We start from the raw sequence: 16,786 nt of genomic DNA, 5'->3' as shown, positions 1-16,786 counted from the left end.
GCCTTGACGCGGTCCTTATCCATCGGCGTGGATGCCTTGGGGCGCGAGGAAGCGTCCGGCACACCGCTGGATCCGCGCGCACGCGCGCGTACGAGACGCCTACGGCAAAGGGCGTACCCCGCACGCGAGCGGGAGCGGAACGATCAATGAACTGACGGTACGACCGATGAACTACAGGGGAGCCTATGGGCTGGAGGAGGGCCGCATGAGACTGCTGCTCGTCGAGGACGACGACCACGTGGCCGCCGCCTTGTCCGCGGTCCTGGCCCGGCACGGCTTCGCCGTCACCCACGCGCGCAACGGCGAGGAGGCCCTCCAGGCCCTGCTGCCGGGCGACGCGGCACCCTTCGGGGTGGTGCTCCTCGACCTCGGCCTGCCCGACCAGGACGGCTACGAGGTCTGCGGGAAGATCCGCAAGCGCACGCAGACCCCGGTCATCATGGTGACGGCCCGCGCCGACGTGCGCTCCCGCATCCACGGCCTGAATCTCGGAGCCGATGACTACGTGGTGAAGCCGTACGACACCGGGGAGCTCATCGCGCGCATCCACGCCGTCACCCGCCGCCCGTCCGCCGCCGAGGCCGCCGCGGCCCCCGCCGAGACGGAGCTGCGACTCGGCAACGTACGCATCGAACTTCCCACCCGTCAGGTCAGCGTGGACGGTGCCAAGGTGCAACTGACCCGCAAGGAGTTCGACTTGCTCGCGCTGCTCGCCCAGCGGCCCGGCGTGGTCTTCCGCCGGGAGCAGATCATCAGCGAGGTGTGGCGCACCAGTTGGGAGGGCACGGGCCGCACGCTGGAGGTGCACGTCGCGTCCCTGCGGGCCAAGCTGCACATGCCCGCCCTGATCGAGACCGTGCGCGGAGTCGGGTACCGGCTCGTCGCCCCGGCGTCGTAGCGGGCCCAGGTGCGCGCCCGTCTCCTGCCGCTGCTCATCGTCCTGATGGCGGGCGTCCTGCTGGCCCTGGGCTTCCCGCTCGCCGTGAGCGTGGCGTCGGCCCAGCAGCAGAAGGTCGTCGTCGACCGCATCGACGACACGGCGCGCTTCGCCTCGCTCGCGCAGTTCGTCACGAAACGGCCCGCCGGTTCGCGCATGCGCGACAAGGACGAGCGGCGCGAGACCCTCCAGAAGGAACTCGACTACTACAACGAGGTCTACGGCATCAAGGCGGGCGTCTTCTTCCGCGACAGGTACCCCATGGCGCACGCCCCGGCCGCGTGGTTCCTGCCCGGCGCGGGCCACCCCGTGAGCAACGCCTTCGAAGAGGCGCTGCGCTCCCGGGGGAGCCACGACCCGCCTCAGGTGTGGCCCTGGCAGGAAGGCGGGCGCATCGTCGTGGCGTCACCGGTGATCCGCGACGGGGACGTGGTCGCCGTCGTCGTCACCGACTCGCCCACCGGGCGCATGCGCGCGAAGACCCTGCACGGCTGGCTGCTGATCGTCGCGGGCGAGTCGGCGGCGATGCTCCTCGCGGTCGGCGCCGCGCTGCGCCTCACCGGCTGGATCCTGCGCCCGGTGGGCGTCCTGGACGCGACCACGCACGACATCGCGACCGGGCGCCTCGCCTCCAGGGTCGCGGCGGCCGGCGGGCCGCCGGAACTCCGGCGCCTGGCCCGTTCGTTCAACGAGATGGCCGACCACGTCGAGGACGTCCTGGAGCAGCAGCGCGCCTTCGTCGCCGACGCCTCCCACCAACTGCGCAACCCTCTGTCCGCGCTCCTCCTGCGCATCGAGCTGCTCGCCCTGGAGCTGCCCGAGGGCAATGAGGAGATCGCCTCGGTCCGCACCGAGGGCAAGCGTCTCGCCCAGGTCCTCGACGACCTCCTGGACCTGGCGCTCGCCGAGCACGCCGCGGCGGACCTCCAGCTCACCGACATCGGCGAGCTGGCGGCCGAGCGCGTGGCGTCCTGGCGTCCGCTCGCCGAGGAGCGGGGCGTCCGCCTGGAGGGGCACTGCCCGGCGACCACCGGCTGGGCGGACCCGATCGCGCTGTCCAGCGCCCTGGACGCGGTGATCGACAACGCCCTGAAGTTCACGCCGGCGGGGGAGCGGGTCGAGGTGCGGGTCGCCTCGGCCGACGCGGTGACGACGGTCGTCGTCACCGACGGCGGCCCGGGCCTCACCGACGACGAACTGGCCCGCATCGGCGACCGTTTCTGGCGCAGCAACCGCCACCAGAACGTCAAGGGCTCCGGCCTCGGCCTGTCCATCTCCCGTGCGCTGCTCGCCGCGGGCGGCGGCTCCCTGGTGTACGCCCGCCACGAGCCGCACGGCCTGAAGGCGACGGTCGGCGTGCCCCGGCAGGCTCCCGCGGGCCCGCCGATGGCTAAGGCTTGACCGAGCGGTAGTAGCGCCGCGCGCCCTCGTGCAGCGCCAAGGGGTGCGTGTACAGGGCCGTCCGCAGGTCGACCAGTTGCGCGGCGTGCACGCGCGCGCCGATGCGGTCGCGGCTGTCGATGACCGTACGGGTCAGCCCCTCCGTGAGCTTCGGGTCGGCGCGGTCGGTGGTCACCAGGAGGTTGGCCACGGCCAGGGTGCGCACGGACGCGTTCTGCTGGGCCTCCGGGTAGGCGTCGGCGGGCATGACGGCGGCACGGTAGTAGCGCGACTCGCGGCCCTGCCGGTGCAGGGCGTCGACGAGGTCGCCCAGCGGTACGAGGCGGATGCTCAGGCGCTCGGAGAGCTTCTGCACGGACGTCGTGGGCAGTCCGCCGGACCAGAAGAAGGCGTCGATCTTGCCGCGCCGCAGCAGCTCGGGCGCGGTGTCTATGCCGGCGGGCAGCGCTGTGAGGTCCTTCCTCAGGTCGAGCCCGGCGGCCTGGAGGACGCGGTCGGCGATCAGGTGCACCCCCGAGCGCGGCTGCCCGACGGCGACCTTCTTCCCGCGCAGGTCCCGCGCCGACGCGATGTCCGACGAGCGGCGCACGACGATGTGCACGTAGTCGTCGTACAGGCGGGCGCAGCCCCGCAGCCGGTCCGCTCCGGGGCCGCCGTCCAGCCGGTACTTCTCCACGGCGTCGGCCGCCGCGATGGTGAAGTCGGCCTTCCCGGTGGCCACCCGCTGCACGTTCTGCTGCGACCCCTGGCTGTTCAGGAGGTCGATGGTGACGTCCGGCATGTCCTTGGCGGCGGCGCTCCGCAGCAGGTTCCCGTACGTCTCGTAGACGGCGCCCTTGACGCCGGTGCTGAAGCTCATCCGCCCCTTGGGTGACTCGTCTCCCATCGGGAGCAGCCACCACAGGAGCAGCCCGAACACCACGAGACCCGCGGCCGAGCCCTGGAGGGCGCGCCGTCGGGTGAGGTGGGGCAGGGCCGCGAACATGGGCGCGATCCTGCCATTTCCCTCGCCGTGGTGACCAGGGCCCGAGCGGGCCCAGGGGCGGGCCGTTCTCTTCGGACGGGGCGGTTTCTCTTCGGGCGGGGCGTTCTAGCGCACCACGGCCCGGGTCAGCAGCTCGCGGAGCGTGTCCTGCTCCCGGTCCGACAGGGCGCTGAGCGGGGACTCCTTGGAGAGCGACGCCATCAGGCGCTCGCGCAGGCCGGTGCCTCGGGGGGTGAGGACGAGCTGCTTGGCGCGGCGGTCGCTGGGGTGGGGGCGGCGCTCGACGAGCCCCTGCTCCTCCAGGCGGTCGGAGACGAACGTGGCGTTGGACGGCTCGCAGCTCATCCGCTGTGCCAGCTCGCGCAGGGTCAGGGGCCCGGTCAGCTCGCGCAGCGCGACGGCCTGCGGCGCGGTCAGGCCGAGAGCGGTGGCGTGCTCGCGCACGTGCGTCTCGATCCGCCGGGCGAGGGCGTTCACGAGGCCGCAGACGCGCCAGTCGGCCGCCGGGAGGTCCTCGGTCGTCTCCGGGGCCGTCTCCGCGCTCGCGACCGTCGTACGGCCCTCCGGGGCCGCCTCCGCGCTCGTGACCGCCGTACGGCCCGCCTGGTCGCCGTCCCGAGCGTTCCCGTGCGTGTTCGCCATGGCTCCCAGCCTACTCAGTCCATGCAACTCAAATGGTTGCAACTCGAATGGTTCTAGCTCTAACGTTTTCCTCGGTGCGGCGGTGTGACGGCCGCGCCGACGGTCCAACCGACTGCCCTGGAGGCCCCATGCCCACGCCCGAGAACACCGCTGACGCGCCCGTCGACGCCGCCGCACCGTCGCGTGCGGAAGACGCCGCCGAGCGGCTCCGCAGGCCCGCCCGCACCCGTACGTTCTCCCTCGGCGAACTGCGCGTCAGCTATGTGGCGGACGGTGCCGTGGGCCTCAAGCCCCGCGGCTGGCTGCCCGCCGCGACCGACAGCGACTGGGTGACGTACGCGGACCACCTGGACGAGCGCGGGCACCTCGTGGCGAGCGTCGGCGGGCTGCTCGTCGAGCACGGCGACCGCGCCCTGCTGATCGACGCCGGATTCGGCCCGCGGACCTTCCCGGACGCCCCGGACAACCCCCTGATAGGCGCCCTGCGCAGCGGCCGGCTCCTCGACAGCCTCGACGAGCTGGGCCGCGCCCCCGGCACGATCGAGGCGGTCGCCTTCACGCATCTGCACGGCGACCACCTCGGGTGGGCCTGGAACCCGGCCCCGGGCAGCGCCGAGCCCGCCTTCACGCGGGCCGCCTACCTCGTCGCGAAGCCCGAGTGGGACCAGCGCCACCTCGCCGCGAGCCACGGCGCGACCGAGGAGGTCCTGGCCGTCCTCGCGCCCAAGGTGCGCACGCTCACGGACGGCGAGGAGGTCTTCCCCGGCGTACGCGCCCTCGTGCGGCCGGGCCACACGGTGGGGCACGTGACCTTCGAGATCACCTCGGGCGGGCAGCGGCTCCTGGCCTTCGGCGACGCCCTGCACTCGCCGGTGCAGGTCACCCACCCGGAGTGGTCGGCGGCCGTCGACCACGACCCCGGCGTCGCGGCCGAGTACCGCCACTGGCTCGTGGGCGAGCTGACCGAGTCCGGCACGCTGGGCTTCGGCGTCCACTTCGCCGACGTGGTCTTCGGCAGGGCGGAACGGGACTCCCGGGGGCGCACGGTCTGGGCCCCGCTGCCCTGACGGGCCGCGCAGGGGCCCGTTGCGCGTGCGGCTCAGCCCTTGCGGGCCACGCCCGCGTACATGGCCACCTCGTCCGGCAGCGCCGCCGGATCGCCGCCGGTTCCATCCGGGCGCCAGCGCGAGCACGAGACCACGCCGGGCTCCAGCAGGTCGAGGCCCTCGAAGAACCGCGCGACCCGGTCGGGCGTGCGCTGCGTCAGCTTCGGAGTGCCGTGCTCGTTCCAGAAGGCCACCGCCGCGTCCACGTCCGGCATCGCCGGGCTGGTGATCGTGTGCGAAAGGACCAGATGGCTCCCGGCGGGCAGGGCGTCCATGAGGCGGTGTACGAGACCGTAGGCCTCCTCGTCGTCGTCGATGAAAATCACGACCCCCAGGAGCATCAGTGCGACCGGCTCACTGAAGTCCAGAGTCCGCGCCGCGTGCTTCAGGACGCTCTCGACGTCCCTCATGTCGGCGTCCAAGTAGTCGGTGCGCCCCTCAGGGGAGCTGGTCAGCAGGGCACGCGCGTGCGTGAGGACCAACGGATCGTTGTCTACGTAGACGATGCGTGACTCCGGGGCGATCCGCTGGGCCACCTCGTGCGTGTTGTCTGCCGTCGGCAGGCCGGTGCCGACGTCGAGGAACTGGCGCACCCCGAGGTCGGTCACCAGGTGGCGCACCGCGCGGCCCAGGAACAGCCGGTCCGCGCGCGCGTAGTCACCGATCCCGGGGTGCAGCTCGCGGATGCGGTCGCCCGCCTCCCGGTCGACCGCGTAGTTGTCCTTGCCGCCGAGCCAGTAGTTCCAGATCCGCGCCGTGTGCGGCTGCGCGGTGTTGATCCGGCTCCGTACGGCGTCGGCGGCCTCCTTGGGGGACGGTTCCGGGGCGCTTGGCGGAACCTCAGGGGAAGGGTTCCCGGTCACGTGATCGCCTCCTGGCGCGAGGGGTGGGCCGGTGCGGTTGCCAACACGCAATCTAGCGGGGCGAGTTGGGTGCCCAGGACCGGACCGCCGCAAGGGGGCGCCCGGCCCGGCCGCGAGGGCGCCGCCCCGAGGGGCTGTCCCCGCCGGGCCCGGGCCGCCGGGCCGCTCCGCACGGTGTACTGATCCAAGCCTTTACCCTGGACGGGTGAGCGGTGACGACGTGGCTGGTGGAGCAGTGGACGGATTGAAGACCTACGAGGTGCGCACCTACGGGTGCCAGATGAACGTCCACGACTCCGAGCGCCTCTCCGGGCTCCTGGAGGGCGCGGGATACGTGCGCGCCCCCGAGGGCTCCGACGGCGACGCCGACGTGGTGGTCTTCAACACGTGCGCGGTGCGTGAGAACGCCGACAACCGCCTGTACGGCAACCTCGGCCGCCTCGCCCCGAGGAAGGCCTCGCGCCCCGGCATGCAGATCGCCGTCGGCGGCTGCCTGGCGCAGAAGGACCGGGACACCATCGTCAAGAAGGCCCCCTGGGTCGACGTCGTCTTCGGGACGCACAACATCGGCAAGCTGCCGGTCCTCCTGGAGCGCGCCCGCGTCCAGGAAGAGGCGCAGATCGAGATCGCCGAGTCCCTGGAGGCGTTCCCCTCGACGCTGCCCACGCGCCGCGAGAGCGCGTACGCGGCCTGGGTGTCGATCTCCGTCGGCTGCAACAACACCTGCACGTTCTGCATCGTGCCCGCCCTGCGCGGCAAGGAGAAGGACCGCAGGACCGGCGACATCCTCGCCGAGATCGAGGCCCTCGTCGCCGAGGGCGTCTCCGAGATCACCCTCCTCGGTCAGAACGTCAACGCGTACGGCTCCGACATCGGCGACCGCGAGGCCTTCAGCAAGCTCCTGCGCGCCTGCGGCGCGATCGAGGGCCTGGAGCGGGTCCGCTTCACCTCGCCGCACCCGCGCGACTTCACGGACGACGTGATCGCCGCGATGGCCGAGACGCCGAACGTGATGCCCCAGCTGCACATGCCGCTGCAGTCCGGCTCGGACCCCGTCCTGAAGGCCATGCGCCGCTCCTACCGGCAGGAGCGCTACCTGGGCATCATCGAGAAGGTCCGCGCCGCCATCCCGCACGCGGCCATCACCACGGACATCATCGTGGGCTTCCCCGGGGAGACCGAGGAGGACTTCGAGCAGACCCTGCACGTGGTCCGCGAGGCCCGCTTCGCCCAGGCCTTCACCTTCCAGTACTCCAAGCGGCCCGGCACCCCCGCCGCCGAGATGGACGGCCAGATCCCCAAGGAGGTCGTGCAGGCGCGCTACGAGCGCCTGGTGGCCCTCCAGGAGGAGATCTCCTGGGAGGAGAACAAGAAGCAGGTCGGCCGCACCCTGGACCTCATGGTCGCCGAGGGCGAGGGCCGCAAGGACGGCGCCACGCACCGCCTGTCCGGCCGCGCCCCCGACAACCGCCTGGTCCACTTCACCAAGCCGGACACCGAGGTGCGCCCCGGCGACGTGGTGACCGTCGAGGTGACGTACGCGGCGCCGCACCACCTGCTCGCCGAGGGCCCCGTGCTCGACGTGCGCCGCACGCGCGCGGGCGACGCCTGGGAGAAGCGCAACACCGCCGAGGCCGCGAAGCCGGCCGGTGTCCTGCTCGGCCTCCCCAAGGTCGGCGTCCCGGAGCCCCTGCCGGTGGCCACGGGCGGCGGCTGCAGCCTCGACTGACCGTTCGCGGCCGGGTGCCCCGCGCGGGCACCTGGCGCGTTCCGCCTCCCGCCCCGCCGCCACCGCCTGTCCCGTCTCCTTGTCGGGACCGCGTTACCGGGACCGCGTGCCCTGTCGACAGTGACACTCGTCGACGGGCACTGTGTCGGCCGCGCCCCGGCGGTCGCCCTCCCCGCTGTCCGTGGTGAGCGTTACGCTGCGGATCATGCTTGTCGCCGCTGCCGTCTGCCCCTGCCCGCCGCTGCTCGTGCCCGAGGTCGCCGCGGGCGCCGCGCCCGAGCTGGACGCCGCGCGTGCGGCCTGCTCGGACGCGATCGCCGTCCTCGCCGCCTCCCGGCCGGACCTCCTGGTGGTCGTCGGCCCCGCCGACCGGAGCGGCCGTGGCCCTCATGCGCAAGGCGCCCGCGGATCGTTCCGCGGCTTCGGTGTCGACCTCGACGTCACGCTGGGCGAAGCGTCCCCCGAGCAGGGCGCCCCGGAGCCGGAGCGGGAACTCCCGACCTCCCTGGCCGTCGGCGCGTGGCTGCTCGGCCGCACGAAGTGGTCGGCCGCGCCCGTGGAGGGCCTCGGCGTGGGGGAACCGCTCGAGCCCGAGCGGTGCATCCGGAGCGGGGAAGGAATCGCCGCCCGCGCCGACCGGGTGGCACTGCTGGTCATGGGCGACGCCAGCGCCTGCCGCACGCTGAAGGCACCCGGCTATCTCGACGACCGGGCGGAGGGCTTCGACGTACGCGTCGCCGAGGCCCTGGGCGCAGCGGACGTGGCGGCGCTCAAGTCCCTGGACGCCGAGCTGGCGTACGAGCTGAAGGCCGCCGGCCGCGCCCCCTGGCAGGTGCTCGCGGGCGCCGCCGAGGGCGCGGGCCTGCGCGGAGCCCTGCTCTTCGACGACGCGCCCTACGGGGTGGGCTATCTGGTGGCGGCCTGGTCCTAGGCGGGCCTGGCGGCGGCCTGTCCACGAGCCGCGCTGAGGGCGCGGCGCCCATGGGCCGCCAGCGCCCTGGTGGGCCGTGAGCGGCCTTCGAGGGGTCGCCAAGAGCCCTAGCGGGCCTGAGCGGCCCCGGTGGCCCGCCGACGGCTTCGGCGGGCCCACCTGGCTCTGGCGGGCACCTGACGGCTTCGGTGAGCCCGTGACGGCCCCGGCGGACACCTCGAAGGCGCCCCTCCGCACACGCCGACGGCCGTGAAGCTGAGCGCGCTTCACGGCCGTCCGTCGGTGTGTTCAGGAGGCCGACGGGGGTGACGGCGACGACGGGGGAGTGGTGCCGTCCCCCGTGCCCTTGCCGTCGTGGCTCCCGGCGAGGCGATCCAGGGCGTCCTTCGCCTTGCCCGTCCCCGTCTGGATCTTGTCGCTGTACTTGCCCTTGGTCCTGCTGTCGACCACCTTCGCGGCCTTGTCCAGGCCCTGGTCGATCTTGTCCCCGTGCTGCTGCGCGAGGCCGGAGACCTTGTCCTTCGCGGGGGCGAGCTTGGCTTTCAGATTCTGCAGGAAGCCCATCGGTTCACCTTGCCTCACCGGGAGTCACTTGCGGGCGCCCTCACCGGCCTCGTTGTCGGCCGCTTCCTGGGCGGACTGCTGCTTGGGGATCTCCACGTTCTCCGCGGCGGCCGCCTCGGCGGCCTCCGCCTTGTCGCCCGTATCGTCCTTGCCGTCCTCGGCCTCGGCCTTCGCCTCGCCCGTGGCATCGTCCGCGGCGGCCGCCTCGGCCTCGGCGGTCTCCGTGGCATCGGAAGACTCAGCGGCGCCCTCCGGCTCCGCCGTGAGCGTCGCCGCCGCAGCCTCCTCAGTCGATGCCTCGGACTTCTTGCGGCGGAAACGTGAAAAAACACCCATAACTACTCCATACGTTACTCGTGTGGGCGAAATCCCGCGTCACCCGGTGCGTCCGATTGCGTCGCCCGGGTTACCGGCCTCGAAACCGGCGGCCGGGACCTCGCAACAGGCAACGAACCCGCAGCCGTGCCGTCACGTAGCTCGTTCGGGCAGTCGCGGCGTGATTTGCGAGACTGGGGCGGTGAGTAGTGCAGCCCCCGCCCCGCGGGTCATCGCCGTCGTCGGGCCCACCGCGGCCGGAAAGTCCGATCTGGGAGTCTTCCTGGCGCAGCGCCTCGGCGGCGAAGTCGTCAACGCCGACTCGATGCAGCTGTACCGAGGGATGGACATCGGTACCGCCAAGCTGACGCAGGCCGAGCGCGCCGGCGTCCCGCATCACCTCCTGGACATCTGGGACGTCACCGAGGCCGCGAGCGTCGCCGAGTACCAGAAGCTGGCGCGCGCCGAGATCGACCGGCTGCTCGCCGAGGGCCGCTGGCCGATCCTCGTCGGCGGCTCGGGCCTGTACGTCAGGGGGGCCGTGGACCAGCTGGACTTCCCCGGCACCGATCCCGTCGTGCGCGCCCGCCTGGAGGACGAGCTGGAGCTGCACGGCCCCGGCGCGCTGCACGCCCGGCTCGCCGCCGCCGACCCCGGAGCGGCCCGAGCGATCCTGCCCGGCAACGGCCGCCGTATCGTCCGCGCCCTGGAGGTCATCGAGATCACGGGGAAGCCCTTCACCGCCAACCTGCCCAGTCACGAGTCCGTGTACGACACCGTGCAGATCGGCGTCGACGTGGGCCGCCCCGAGCTGGACGAACGCATCACCGTACGCGTGGACCGCATGTGGGAGGAGGGGCTCGTCGACGAGGTGCGCGCGCTGGAGGCGCAGGGACTCAGGGAGGGGCGCACGGCGTCCCGCGCGCTCGGCTATCAGCAGATCCTCGCGGCGCTCGCGGGGGAGTGCACCGAGGAAGAGGCGCGCGCCGAAACCGTACGCGCTACCAAGCGTTTCGCGCGCCGTCAGGACTCGTGGTTCCGCCGTGATCCCCGGGTGCACTGGCTCAGCGGAGCCGCCGTCGACCGCGGGGAACTCCCCGGGCGAGCAGCGGCGTTGGTCGAACGAGCGGTCACAGCCTGATCACGTGATGGCATCGGGACGCTCCGCCGGTCATCGCGGCACCTGACGCCGTGCCATCATCGACCATCGATCGACCAGTGGAGTCCGAAGTGGGAGGGCGCGTGGCGATGGAGGCCGGCCCTCGTGACACCGCACATGACGGCGAGCGGCACACCGCTCCGGACGGAGCGCGGCTCAGCCCGGACGGCCCGGACAGCCAGGACGTGACCGTGAGCGGCGTGACCGACGACGGCCCCTCCGAGGCGGAGCTCGCCGCGGAGCCCGAGGTCGAGGTCGAACTGCGCCCCCAGCGTCGGCTGCGCATCTGGCAGCTCGCGCCGATCGTGATCCTCGCCGCCGTCGGCTCCCTGATGTTCGCCTTCCCGCTGGCCTTCGAGTTCGGCGACGGCGGTGCCGTGGTCGCGATGCTCGGGCTGCTCATCAGCTGCTGCGCGGCGGGCTGGGGCATGATGGCCGCCCGCCGCGTCGGCTACACCTGGCCGGGCCTGCCGGAGCGCGGCTCGGGGCGGCGCCCGGACTGGCGGGTGGTCGGCGCGTACACCCTGGTCGTCGCCACCGCCGCCGTCCTCGCGGTGTGGCGGGTGGCCCGGCTCCGCTGAGCCGGAAGCCCGCGCGGGGCCGCTCCTCCGGCGGTGTCGTACCCACCCCGTACGATCGAGGAATGAGCACGCCGATCGCCTTCCTCAAGGGGCACGGGACCGAGAACGACTTCGTGATCGTCCCCGACGCCGACAACACCATCGAGCTGTCCCCGGCCGCCGTGGCGGCCCTGTGCGACCGGCGCGCGGGCATCGGCGGCGACGGCCTGTTGCACGTCGTGCGCTCCGCCGCGCACCCGGACGCGCGGCATCTGGCCGACGAGGCCGAATGGTTCATGGACTACCGCAACGCGGACGGCTCGATCGTCGAGATGTGCGGCAACGGCGTGCGCGTGTTCGCGCGCTACCTCCAGCGCGCGGGACTCGTCACCGAGGGCGACCTGGCCGTGGCCACCCGCGGCGGCGTGAAGCGCGTGCACATCGCCAAGCCCGCGACCCCCGGCGGCCCGGACGGGGACGTCACCGTCGCCATGGGCAAGGCCGTGCTCCCCGAAGGCGACGTCACGGTGTCCGTGGCCGACCGCCACTGGCCCGCGCGCAACGTGAACATGGGCAACCCCCACGCCGTCGCCTTCGTCGCCGACCTGGCGCACGCGGGCAACCTCTACGAGCCGCCGCCCTTCGCCCCGGCCACCGCGTACCCGGACGGGGTGAACGTGGAGTTCGTGGTCGACCGCGCCCCCCGCCACGTCGCCATGCGCGTGCACGAGCGCGGCGTCGGCGAGACCCGCTCGTGCGGCACGGGCGCGTGCGCCGTCGCCGTCGCCGCCGCCCGCAGGGACGGCCTGGACCCCGCGGCGACCGGCGCCCCGGTGACGTACACCGTCGACGTGCTCGGCGGCACCCTGGTGATCACCGAGCGGCCCGACGGCGAGATCGAGATGACGGGCCCCGCCGTGATCGTCGCCGAAGGCGAGATCGCCCCGGAGTGGCTGGCCGCGGTCACGAGCCGAGGGTGACGCGAGGGGCGGGCCGTTGACCGCCCCGGGGGAGCGCCGGGCCTGCCGCGCGCGGGGCGACGGGGCTCTCCCCGGGGCCCTGGTGCCGCCTGCCCGAGGGCGGTGAGGGAGCCGAGCGCCCGGCCTTCCGGCCCGCGGCCGGAGCGTCAGGGCGCCGCCTCTGCGCCACGTGGCCGCACCCACCCCGCGCAACGGCCCCGGGTGCCGCCGGGCGCCCGTACGGCGGGTGAAACAGTCGAAACGGGGGCCTGCCCCGTCACGATGGCGCTCCTCCGTGTCGAATCAGTACTCGTCCCAGTCGAATCATCACTCGAAACAGCACTCCACAGAACTGTCGCTCGAATGGGTGATCCGTTTCACGCTCGGCGAGAGCGGGTCAGCACCGCGTGATGGGCTCGGTAGCATCAAGCACCGGCCCGGACGGAGCAGGCTGCCGTTCGTTCACCGCCGGTCGGAGCTGCCGGAGGTGCCCATGAGTGCGGAGGCCACGAATCCCGCGACGCCCGGCCCCGCGACGCCCTCGGGCCCGATCCCGGCGACAGCGGGATCCACGGGCCAGCGGCGCCGCGCCCGCCCCCGGCTCGACCTGCGCAGACTCGGCCGGGCCGCGCTCCTCGGCACCGCCGCGCGCGGCCGCGTCCCGGACGCGATCAGCCACGTCGCCGAGGCCCACCGCAGCCACCACCCGGACGCCGACCTGGAGCCGCTGCGCCGCGCCTACGTCCTCGCGGAGTCCTCGCACCGCGGCCAGACGCGCAAGAGCGGCGAGCCGTACATCACCCACCCGCTCGCCGTCACCCTGATCCTCGCCCAACTGGGCGCCGAGACGACCACCCTGACCGCGTCCCTGCTCCACGACACGGTCGAGGACACAGATGTGACGCTCGATCAGGTGCGCGCCGAGTTCGGCGAGGACGTGTGCTATCTGGTCGACGGCGTCACCAAACTGGAAAAGGTCGACTACGGAGCGGCCGCCGAGCCCGAGACCTTCCGCAAGATGCTCGTCGCCACCGGCAACGACGTCCGCGTGATGTCGATCAAACTCGCCGACCGCCTGCACAACATGCGCACCCTCGGCGTGATGCGCCCCGAGAAGCAGGCGCGCATCGCCAAGGTCACCCGCGACGTGCTCATCCCGCTCGCCGAGCGGCTCGGCGTACAGGCCCTCAAGACCGAGCTGGAGGACCTCGTCTTCGCGATCCTCCACCCCGAGGAGTACGCCGCGGTCGAAGGCCTCATCGCGGCGAAGAACGCCGACGGCCCCGACCCCCTCGCGGACATCGCCGAAGAGGTGCGCGGCGTGCTGCGCGAGGCCGGGATCGCGGCCGAAGTGCTCATCAGGCCGCGCCACTTCGTCTCCGTGCACCGCGTGCACCGCAAACGCGGCGGCTTGCGCCCCGCCGACTTCGGGCGCCTTCTCGTCCTCGTCGGTGAGGACGCCGACTGCTACGGGGTGCTCGGCGAGCTGCACACCTGCTTCACCCCGGTCGTCGCGGAGTTCAAGGACTTCATCGCCGTACCGAAGTTCAACCTCTACCAGTCGTTGCACACGGCCGTCGCGCGCCCGGACGGCGAGGTCGCCGAAGTCCTCATCCGCACCCACAAGATGCACCGCGTCGCCGAGGCGGGCGTCGTCGCCCTGCGCAGCCCGTACGCGCCCCCCGTGGAGGAGCAGCCCGCCGACGGCGAGCGCGCCGACCCCACCCGGCCCGGCTGGCTCTCGCGCCTCCTCGAATGGCAGCAGGCCGCGCCCGACTCCGACACGTTCTGGTCCACGCTGCGCGAGGACCTCGCCCAGGACCGCGAGATCGCCGTCTTCCGCCCCGACGGCGGCACGCTCGGGCTGCCCGCGGGCGCCAGCTGCGTCGACGCCGCCTACGCCCAGTACGGCGAGGACGCCCACGCCTGCATCGGGGCGCGCGTGAACGGCCGCCTCGCGACGCTCAGCACGGTCCTGCGGGACGGCGACTCGGTGCAGCTCCTCATGGGCCAGGACCCCACGTCGGGGCCCTCGCGCGAATGGCTCGACCACGCCCGCACCCCCGCCGCACGGATCGCCATCCGGCGCTGGCTCGCCTCCCACCCGACCCCGGCCGCGGGCCAGCCCGCGCTGGCGCCCCCGCCGCCCGCGACCGTCCCCGCGGCGGCCCCACGGCCACCGGTGGCGGCGGCCCTGCGCCCGGCCGCCGCGAACGTCGTGGTCGACCGGGAGGGCGCCACCGTGCGCCTCGCGGGCTGCTGTACGCCCGTACCGCCCGACGAGATCACGGGATTCGCGGTACGCGGCGGCGTCGTCACCGTCCACCGCGTCAGCTGTCCGGCGGTGGCGCGCATGAAGGGCGTGGGGCGCCCGGAGGTGGGCGTGCGCTGGGGGGACAGCGCCGAGTGCCGGGTCACGCTCATCGCCGAGTCGTTCGGCAGGCCGCACCTCCTCGCCGACCTCACCGAAGCCATCGCCCTGGAAGGCGCCGCCATCGTCTCGGCGACCGTGGAGCCGCCCAGCCAGCAGCGCGTCCGCCACACGTACACCCTCCAGCTCCCGGACGCCGCCCACCTGCCCGACCTGATGCGCGCGATGCGGAACGTCCCCGGGGTGTACGACGTGAGCAGGGCGCAGCACCGGGCCGCGGCGACGTCCTGAGAAGGATCGTGGTGACGTCCTGAGGAGGACCGCCGCGACGTCCCGGAAGAGCCGCGGCGACGCCTTGGAGCAGTGAGGGGCGCCCACCGGTCCCGCCGCGCCCCCACCGGTGCTGCCGCGCCCCAGCAGGCTCCGATCCGCTCACCCGGCCGTGCCGCTGAGGCATCCGGCCACCCCCGCCCCGACACGTTCGAGTGGCCCGGCGCGCGTCATCACGGCACGGAAGGCAGGCGCTGATAGCGGTAGTTCATGCTGCTCACCCCACGCCCCCGGGCCACGAGGACCACGGCCGCGCGGCCCAAGACCGTGCGCGTCGCCATCGCCCTCCTCGCGACCGCCGCCTCCGCCGCCCTGCTCGCCGCGAGCGTCCCGCAGCCCGCCGCCCCGCTCGGCATCGGCGACCGGCTCTTCCCGCACCTCGGCAACCCGGGATACGACGTCCTGGAGTACGACATCGCCTTCACGTACGGCGGGGACAACGCCAAGCCGCTCGACACGGTCACGAAGATCGACGCCCGCGCGACCGCCCCGCTGGAGCGGATCAACCTCGACTTCTCGCAGGGCGAGGTGCGTTCCGTCGACGTCAACGGCGCGCCCGCCACCTTCGACACCAGCGGTGAAGACCTCGTCGTCACCCCCCACGCGCGCGTGGAGCGCGGTCAGCGCATGCAGGTCACCGTCCGCCACACCAGCCACCCGGTCGGCGGCAAGGAGGAGGGCGGCTGGGTGCGCACCGCCGACGGCCTGGCCATGGCCAACCAGGCCGACGCCGCACACCGCGTCTTCCCCTGCAACGACCACCCGGCCGACAAGGCCCGCTTCACCTTCCGGGTCAGCGCCCCCAAGGCGCTCACGGCCGTCGCCAACGGCGTGCCGCTGGCCACGACGCGCGCCGGGGCCACCACCACGTGGGCGTACCGCACCGAACACCCCATGGCCACCGAGCTGGCGCAGGTCTCCATCGGTCGCTCCACGGTGCTGCACCGCACCGGCCCGCGCGGCCTCCCCGTACGGGACGTCGTGCCGACCAAGGGCCACAAGAAGCTGGAGCGGTGGCTCAAGAAGACGCCCGGCCAGGTCGCGTGGATGGAGGGCAAGGTCGGCCGCTACCCCTTCGAGAACTACGGCTTGCTGGTCGCCGACGCCCAGACCGGCTTCGCACTGGAGACGCAGACGCTCTCGCTCTTCGAGAAGCAGCTGTTCACGCGGCCCGAGTTCCCGGAGTGGTACGTGGACACGATCATGGTCCACGAGCTGGCGCACCAGTGGTTCGGCGACAGCGTCAGCCCGCGCACCTGGTCCGACCTGTGGCTCAACGAAGGACACGCCACCTGGTACGAGGCCCTCTACGGCGAGGAGAAGTCCGGGCACAAGCTGCGCACGCGCATGCGCGAGGCCTACCGGTACTCGGACCAGTGGCGTGCCGCGGGCGGCCCGCCCGCCGCCCCCAAGGCGCCCAAGCCCGGGGAGAAGATCAGCCTCTTCCGGCCCGTCGTGTACGACGGCAGCGCGCTGGTGCTCTACGCGCTGCGACAGGAGATCGGACGGCCCGCCTTCGAGAGCGTGGAGCGCGCGTGGGTGCGCGCCCACCGCGACGGCACCGCGACCACGGCCGACTTCACGCGCCTGGCCTCCCACGTCTCGGGCCGGGACCTGCGCGAGTTCTTCGCCGCCTGGCTGTACGGCACCAAGACGCCGCCGATGCCGGGCCACCCGGACTGGAGGTCGGAGGCCCCGGGCAAGAAGCAGACGGGCCGGGCGGGCGGCGGCCCGGGTGCCGCCGGGCACGCCCACCGCTGATCACGGTTCCGCTCACCTGGCGGAACGGCGTTTCGCCAGGTGACGGACCTGGCAATAACCCAGGTGACGAGACGGGCCGTCCCGTGCAACCATCTTCAGGTCGACGGCGCGGCCCGTCCGGGACATCCCCTCGGGGAGATCTCAGGGGCGATTCCGTCCGGTCCGGGGAATCC

Annotated in this window: 15 protein-coding genes; 10 read left to right on the top strand and 5 right to left on the bottom strand. The window is 73.2% G+C overall.

The genetic code is table 11. The features are described from left to right. Nucleotides 1-205: 205 nt before the first annotated feature. Both AC5WAM_RS11820 and AC5WAM_RS11815 read left to right on the top strand, forming a co-directional pair. Nucleotides 206-898 (top strand): response regulator transcription factor, encoded by a 693-nt coding sequence (locus AC5WAM_RS11820; RefSeq protein ID WP_242724509.1) that lies wholly within the window; start codon nucleotides 206-208, stop codon nucleotides 896-898. 9 nt (nucleotides 899-907) lie between these two features. Next, nucleotides 908-2,338 (top strand): sensor histidine kinase, encoded by a 1,431-nt coding sequence (locus AC5WAM_RS11815; protein WP_495522572.1) that lies wholly within the window; start codon nucleotides 908-910, stop codon nucleotides 2,336-2,338. Here the strand turns inward: AC5WAM_RS11815 and AC5WAM_RS11810 are convergent. Together AC5WAM_RS11810 and AC5WAM_RS11805 are read right to left on the bottom strand one after the other, a co-directional pair. Beyond that, the gene (locus AC5WAM_RS11810) at nucleotides 2,328-3,323 is read right to left on the bottom strand and encodes a TAXI family TRAP transporter solute-binding subunit (protein WP_495522571.1); all 996 of its coding nucleotides are present in this window, start codon (nucleotides 3,321-3,323) and stop codon (nucleotides 2,328-2,330) included. The genes AC5WAM_RS11815 and AC5WAM_RS11810 overlap by 11 nt on opposite strands. A 105-nt stretch (nucleotides 3,324-3,428) precedes the next feature. Then, a complete protein-coding gene (locus AC5WAM_RS11805) occupies nucleotides 3,429-3,965 on the bottom strand; it encodes a MarR family winged helix-turn-helix transcriptional regulator (protein ID WP_495522570.1) in 537 nt (178 codons plus the stop codon). Nucleotides 3,966-4,093: 128 nt separating this feature from the next. Here AC5WAM_RS11805 and AC5WAM_RS11800 point away from each other — a divergent pair, with 128 nt between their 5' ends. Then, nucleotides 4,094-5,032, top strand: a complete 939-nt coding sequence (locus AC5WAM_RS11800; protein ID WP_495522569.1) for an MBL fold metallo-hydrolase — start codon at nucleotides 4,094-4,096, stop codon at nucleotides 5,030-5,032. 32 nt (nucleotides 5,033-5,064) lie between these two features. On the opposite strand, the gene AC5WAM_RS11795 is transcribed toward AC5WAM_RS11800, so the two are convergent. Beyond that, nucleotides 5,065-5,850, bottom strand: coding sequence for an SAM-dependent methyltransferase (locus AC5WAM_RS11795; protein ID WP_495523566.1), 786 nt, complete (start codon nucleotides 5,848-5,850; stop codon nucleotides 5,065-5,067). A gap of 304 nt (nucleotides 5,851-6,154) precedes the next feature. Between AC5WAM_RS11795 and miaB the strand changes: the two genes are divergently transcribed. After that, nucleotides 6,155-7,663: a tRNA (N6-isopentenyl adenosine(37)-C2)-methylthiotransferase MiaB gene (gene miaB, locus AC5WAM_RS11790; protein WP_495523565.1), complete on the top strand. Its 1,509-nt coding sequence runs from the start codon at nucleotides 6,155-6,157 to the stop codon at nucleotides 7,661-7,663. 205 nt (nucleotides 7,664-7,868) lie between these two features. After that, a complete protein-coding gene (locus AC5WAM_RS11785) occupies nucleotides 7,869-8,594 on the top strand; it encodes a class III extradiol dioxygenase subunit B-like domain-containing protein (RefSeq protein WP_495522568.1) in 726 nt (241 codons plus the stop codon). Between the two features lie 288 nt (nucleotides 8,595-8,882). Here AC5WAM_RS11785 and AC5WAM_RS11780 read toward each other — a convergent pair whose 3' ends face one another. Both AC5WAM_RS11780 and AC5WAM_RS11775 read right to left on the bottom strand, forming a co-directional pair. Then, complete coding sequence (locus tag AC5WAM_RS11780; RefSeq protein ID WP_366794162.1) at nucleotides 8,883-9,158, bottom strand: antitoxin; 276 nt, start codon at nucleotides 9,156-9,158, stop codon at nucleotides 8,883-8,885. A gap of 24 nt (nucleotides 9,159-9,182) precedes the next feature. Further along, nucleotides 9,183-9,494: a hypothetical protein gene (locus AC5WAM_RS11775; protein WP_366794161.1), complete on the bottom strand. Its 312-nt coding sequence runs from the start codon at nucleotides 9,492-9,494 to the stop codon at nucleotides 9,183-9,185. Nucleotides 9,495-9,675: 181 nt separating this feature from the next. Between AC5WAM_RS11775 and miaA the strand changes: the two genes are divergently transcribed. The 5 genes from miaA to AC5WAM_RS11750 all read left to right on the top strand — a co-directional run bounded on the left by miaA (nucleotide 9,676) and on the right by AC5WAM_RS11750 (nucleotide 16,613). Next, entirely contained in the window at nucleotides 9,676-10,614 is a 939-nt protein-coding gene (miaA, locus tag AC5WAM_RS11770; RefSeq protein ID WP_366794160.1) for a tRNA (adenosine(37)-N6)-dimethylallyltransferase MiaA, read from the top strand. A gap of 107 nt (nucleotides 10,615-10,721) precedes the next feature. Further along, on the top strand, nucleotides 10,722-11,213 hold the full coding sequence (locus tag AC5WAM_RS11765) for a hypothetical protein (RefSeq protein WP_495523564.1): 492 nt from the start codon (nucleotides 10,722-10,724) through the stop codon (nucleotides 11,211-11,213). A gap of 62 nt (nucleotides 11,214-11,275) precedes the next feature. Next, entirely contained in the window at nucleotides 11,276-12,172 is an 897-nt protein-coding gene (dapF, locus tag AC5WAM_RS11760; RefSeq protein WP_366794159.1) for a diaminopimelate epimerase, read from the top strand. A gap of 472 nt (nucleotides 12,173-12,644) precedes the next feature. Then, nucleotides 12,645-14,813, top strand: coding sequence for a RelA/SpoT family protein (locus AC5WAM_RS11755; RefSeq protein WP_495522567.1), 2,169 nt, complete (start codon nucleotides 12,645-12,647; stop codon nucleotides 14,811-14,813). 249 nt (nucleotides 14,814-15,062) lie between these two features. Further along, nucleotides 15,063-16,613 (top strand): M1 family metallopeptidase, encoded by a 1,551-nt coding sequence (locus AC5WAM_RS11750; RefSeq protein WP_495522566.1) that lies wholly within the window; start codon nucleotides 15,063-15,065, stop codon nucleotides 16,611-16,613. Nucleotides 16,614-16,786: the final 173 nt, after the last annotated feature.

The organism is Streptomyces sp. JLYT201, assembly GCF_059448825.1.
Note: the sequence above shows the minus strand (reverse complement) of the source record. Positions and strands in the feature narration are given on the sequence as shown.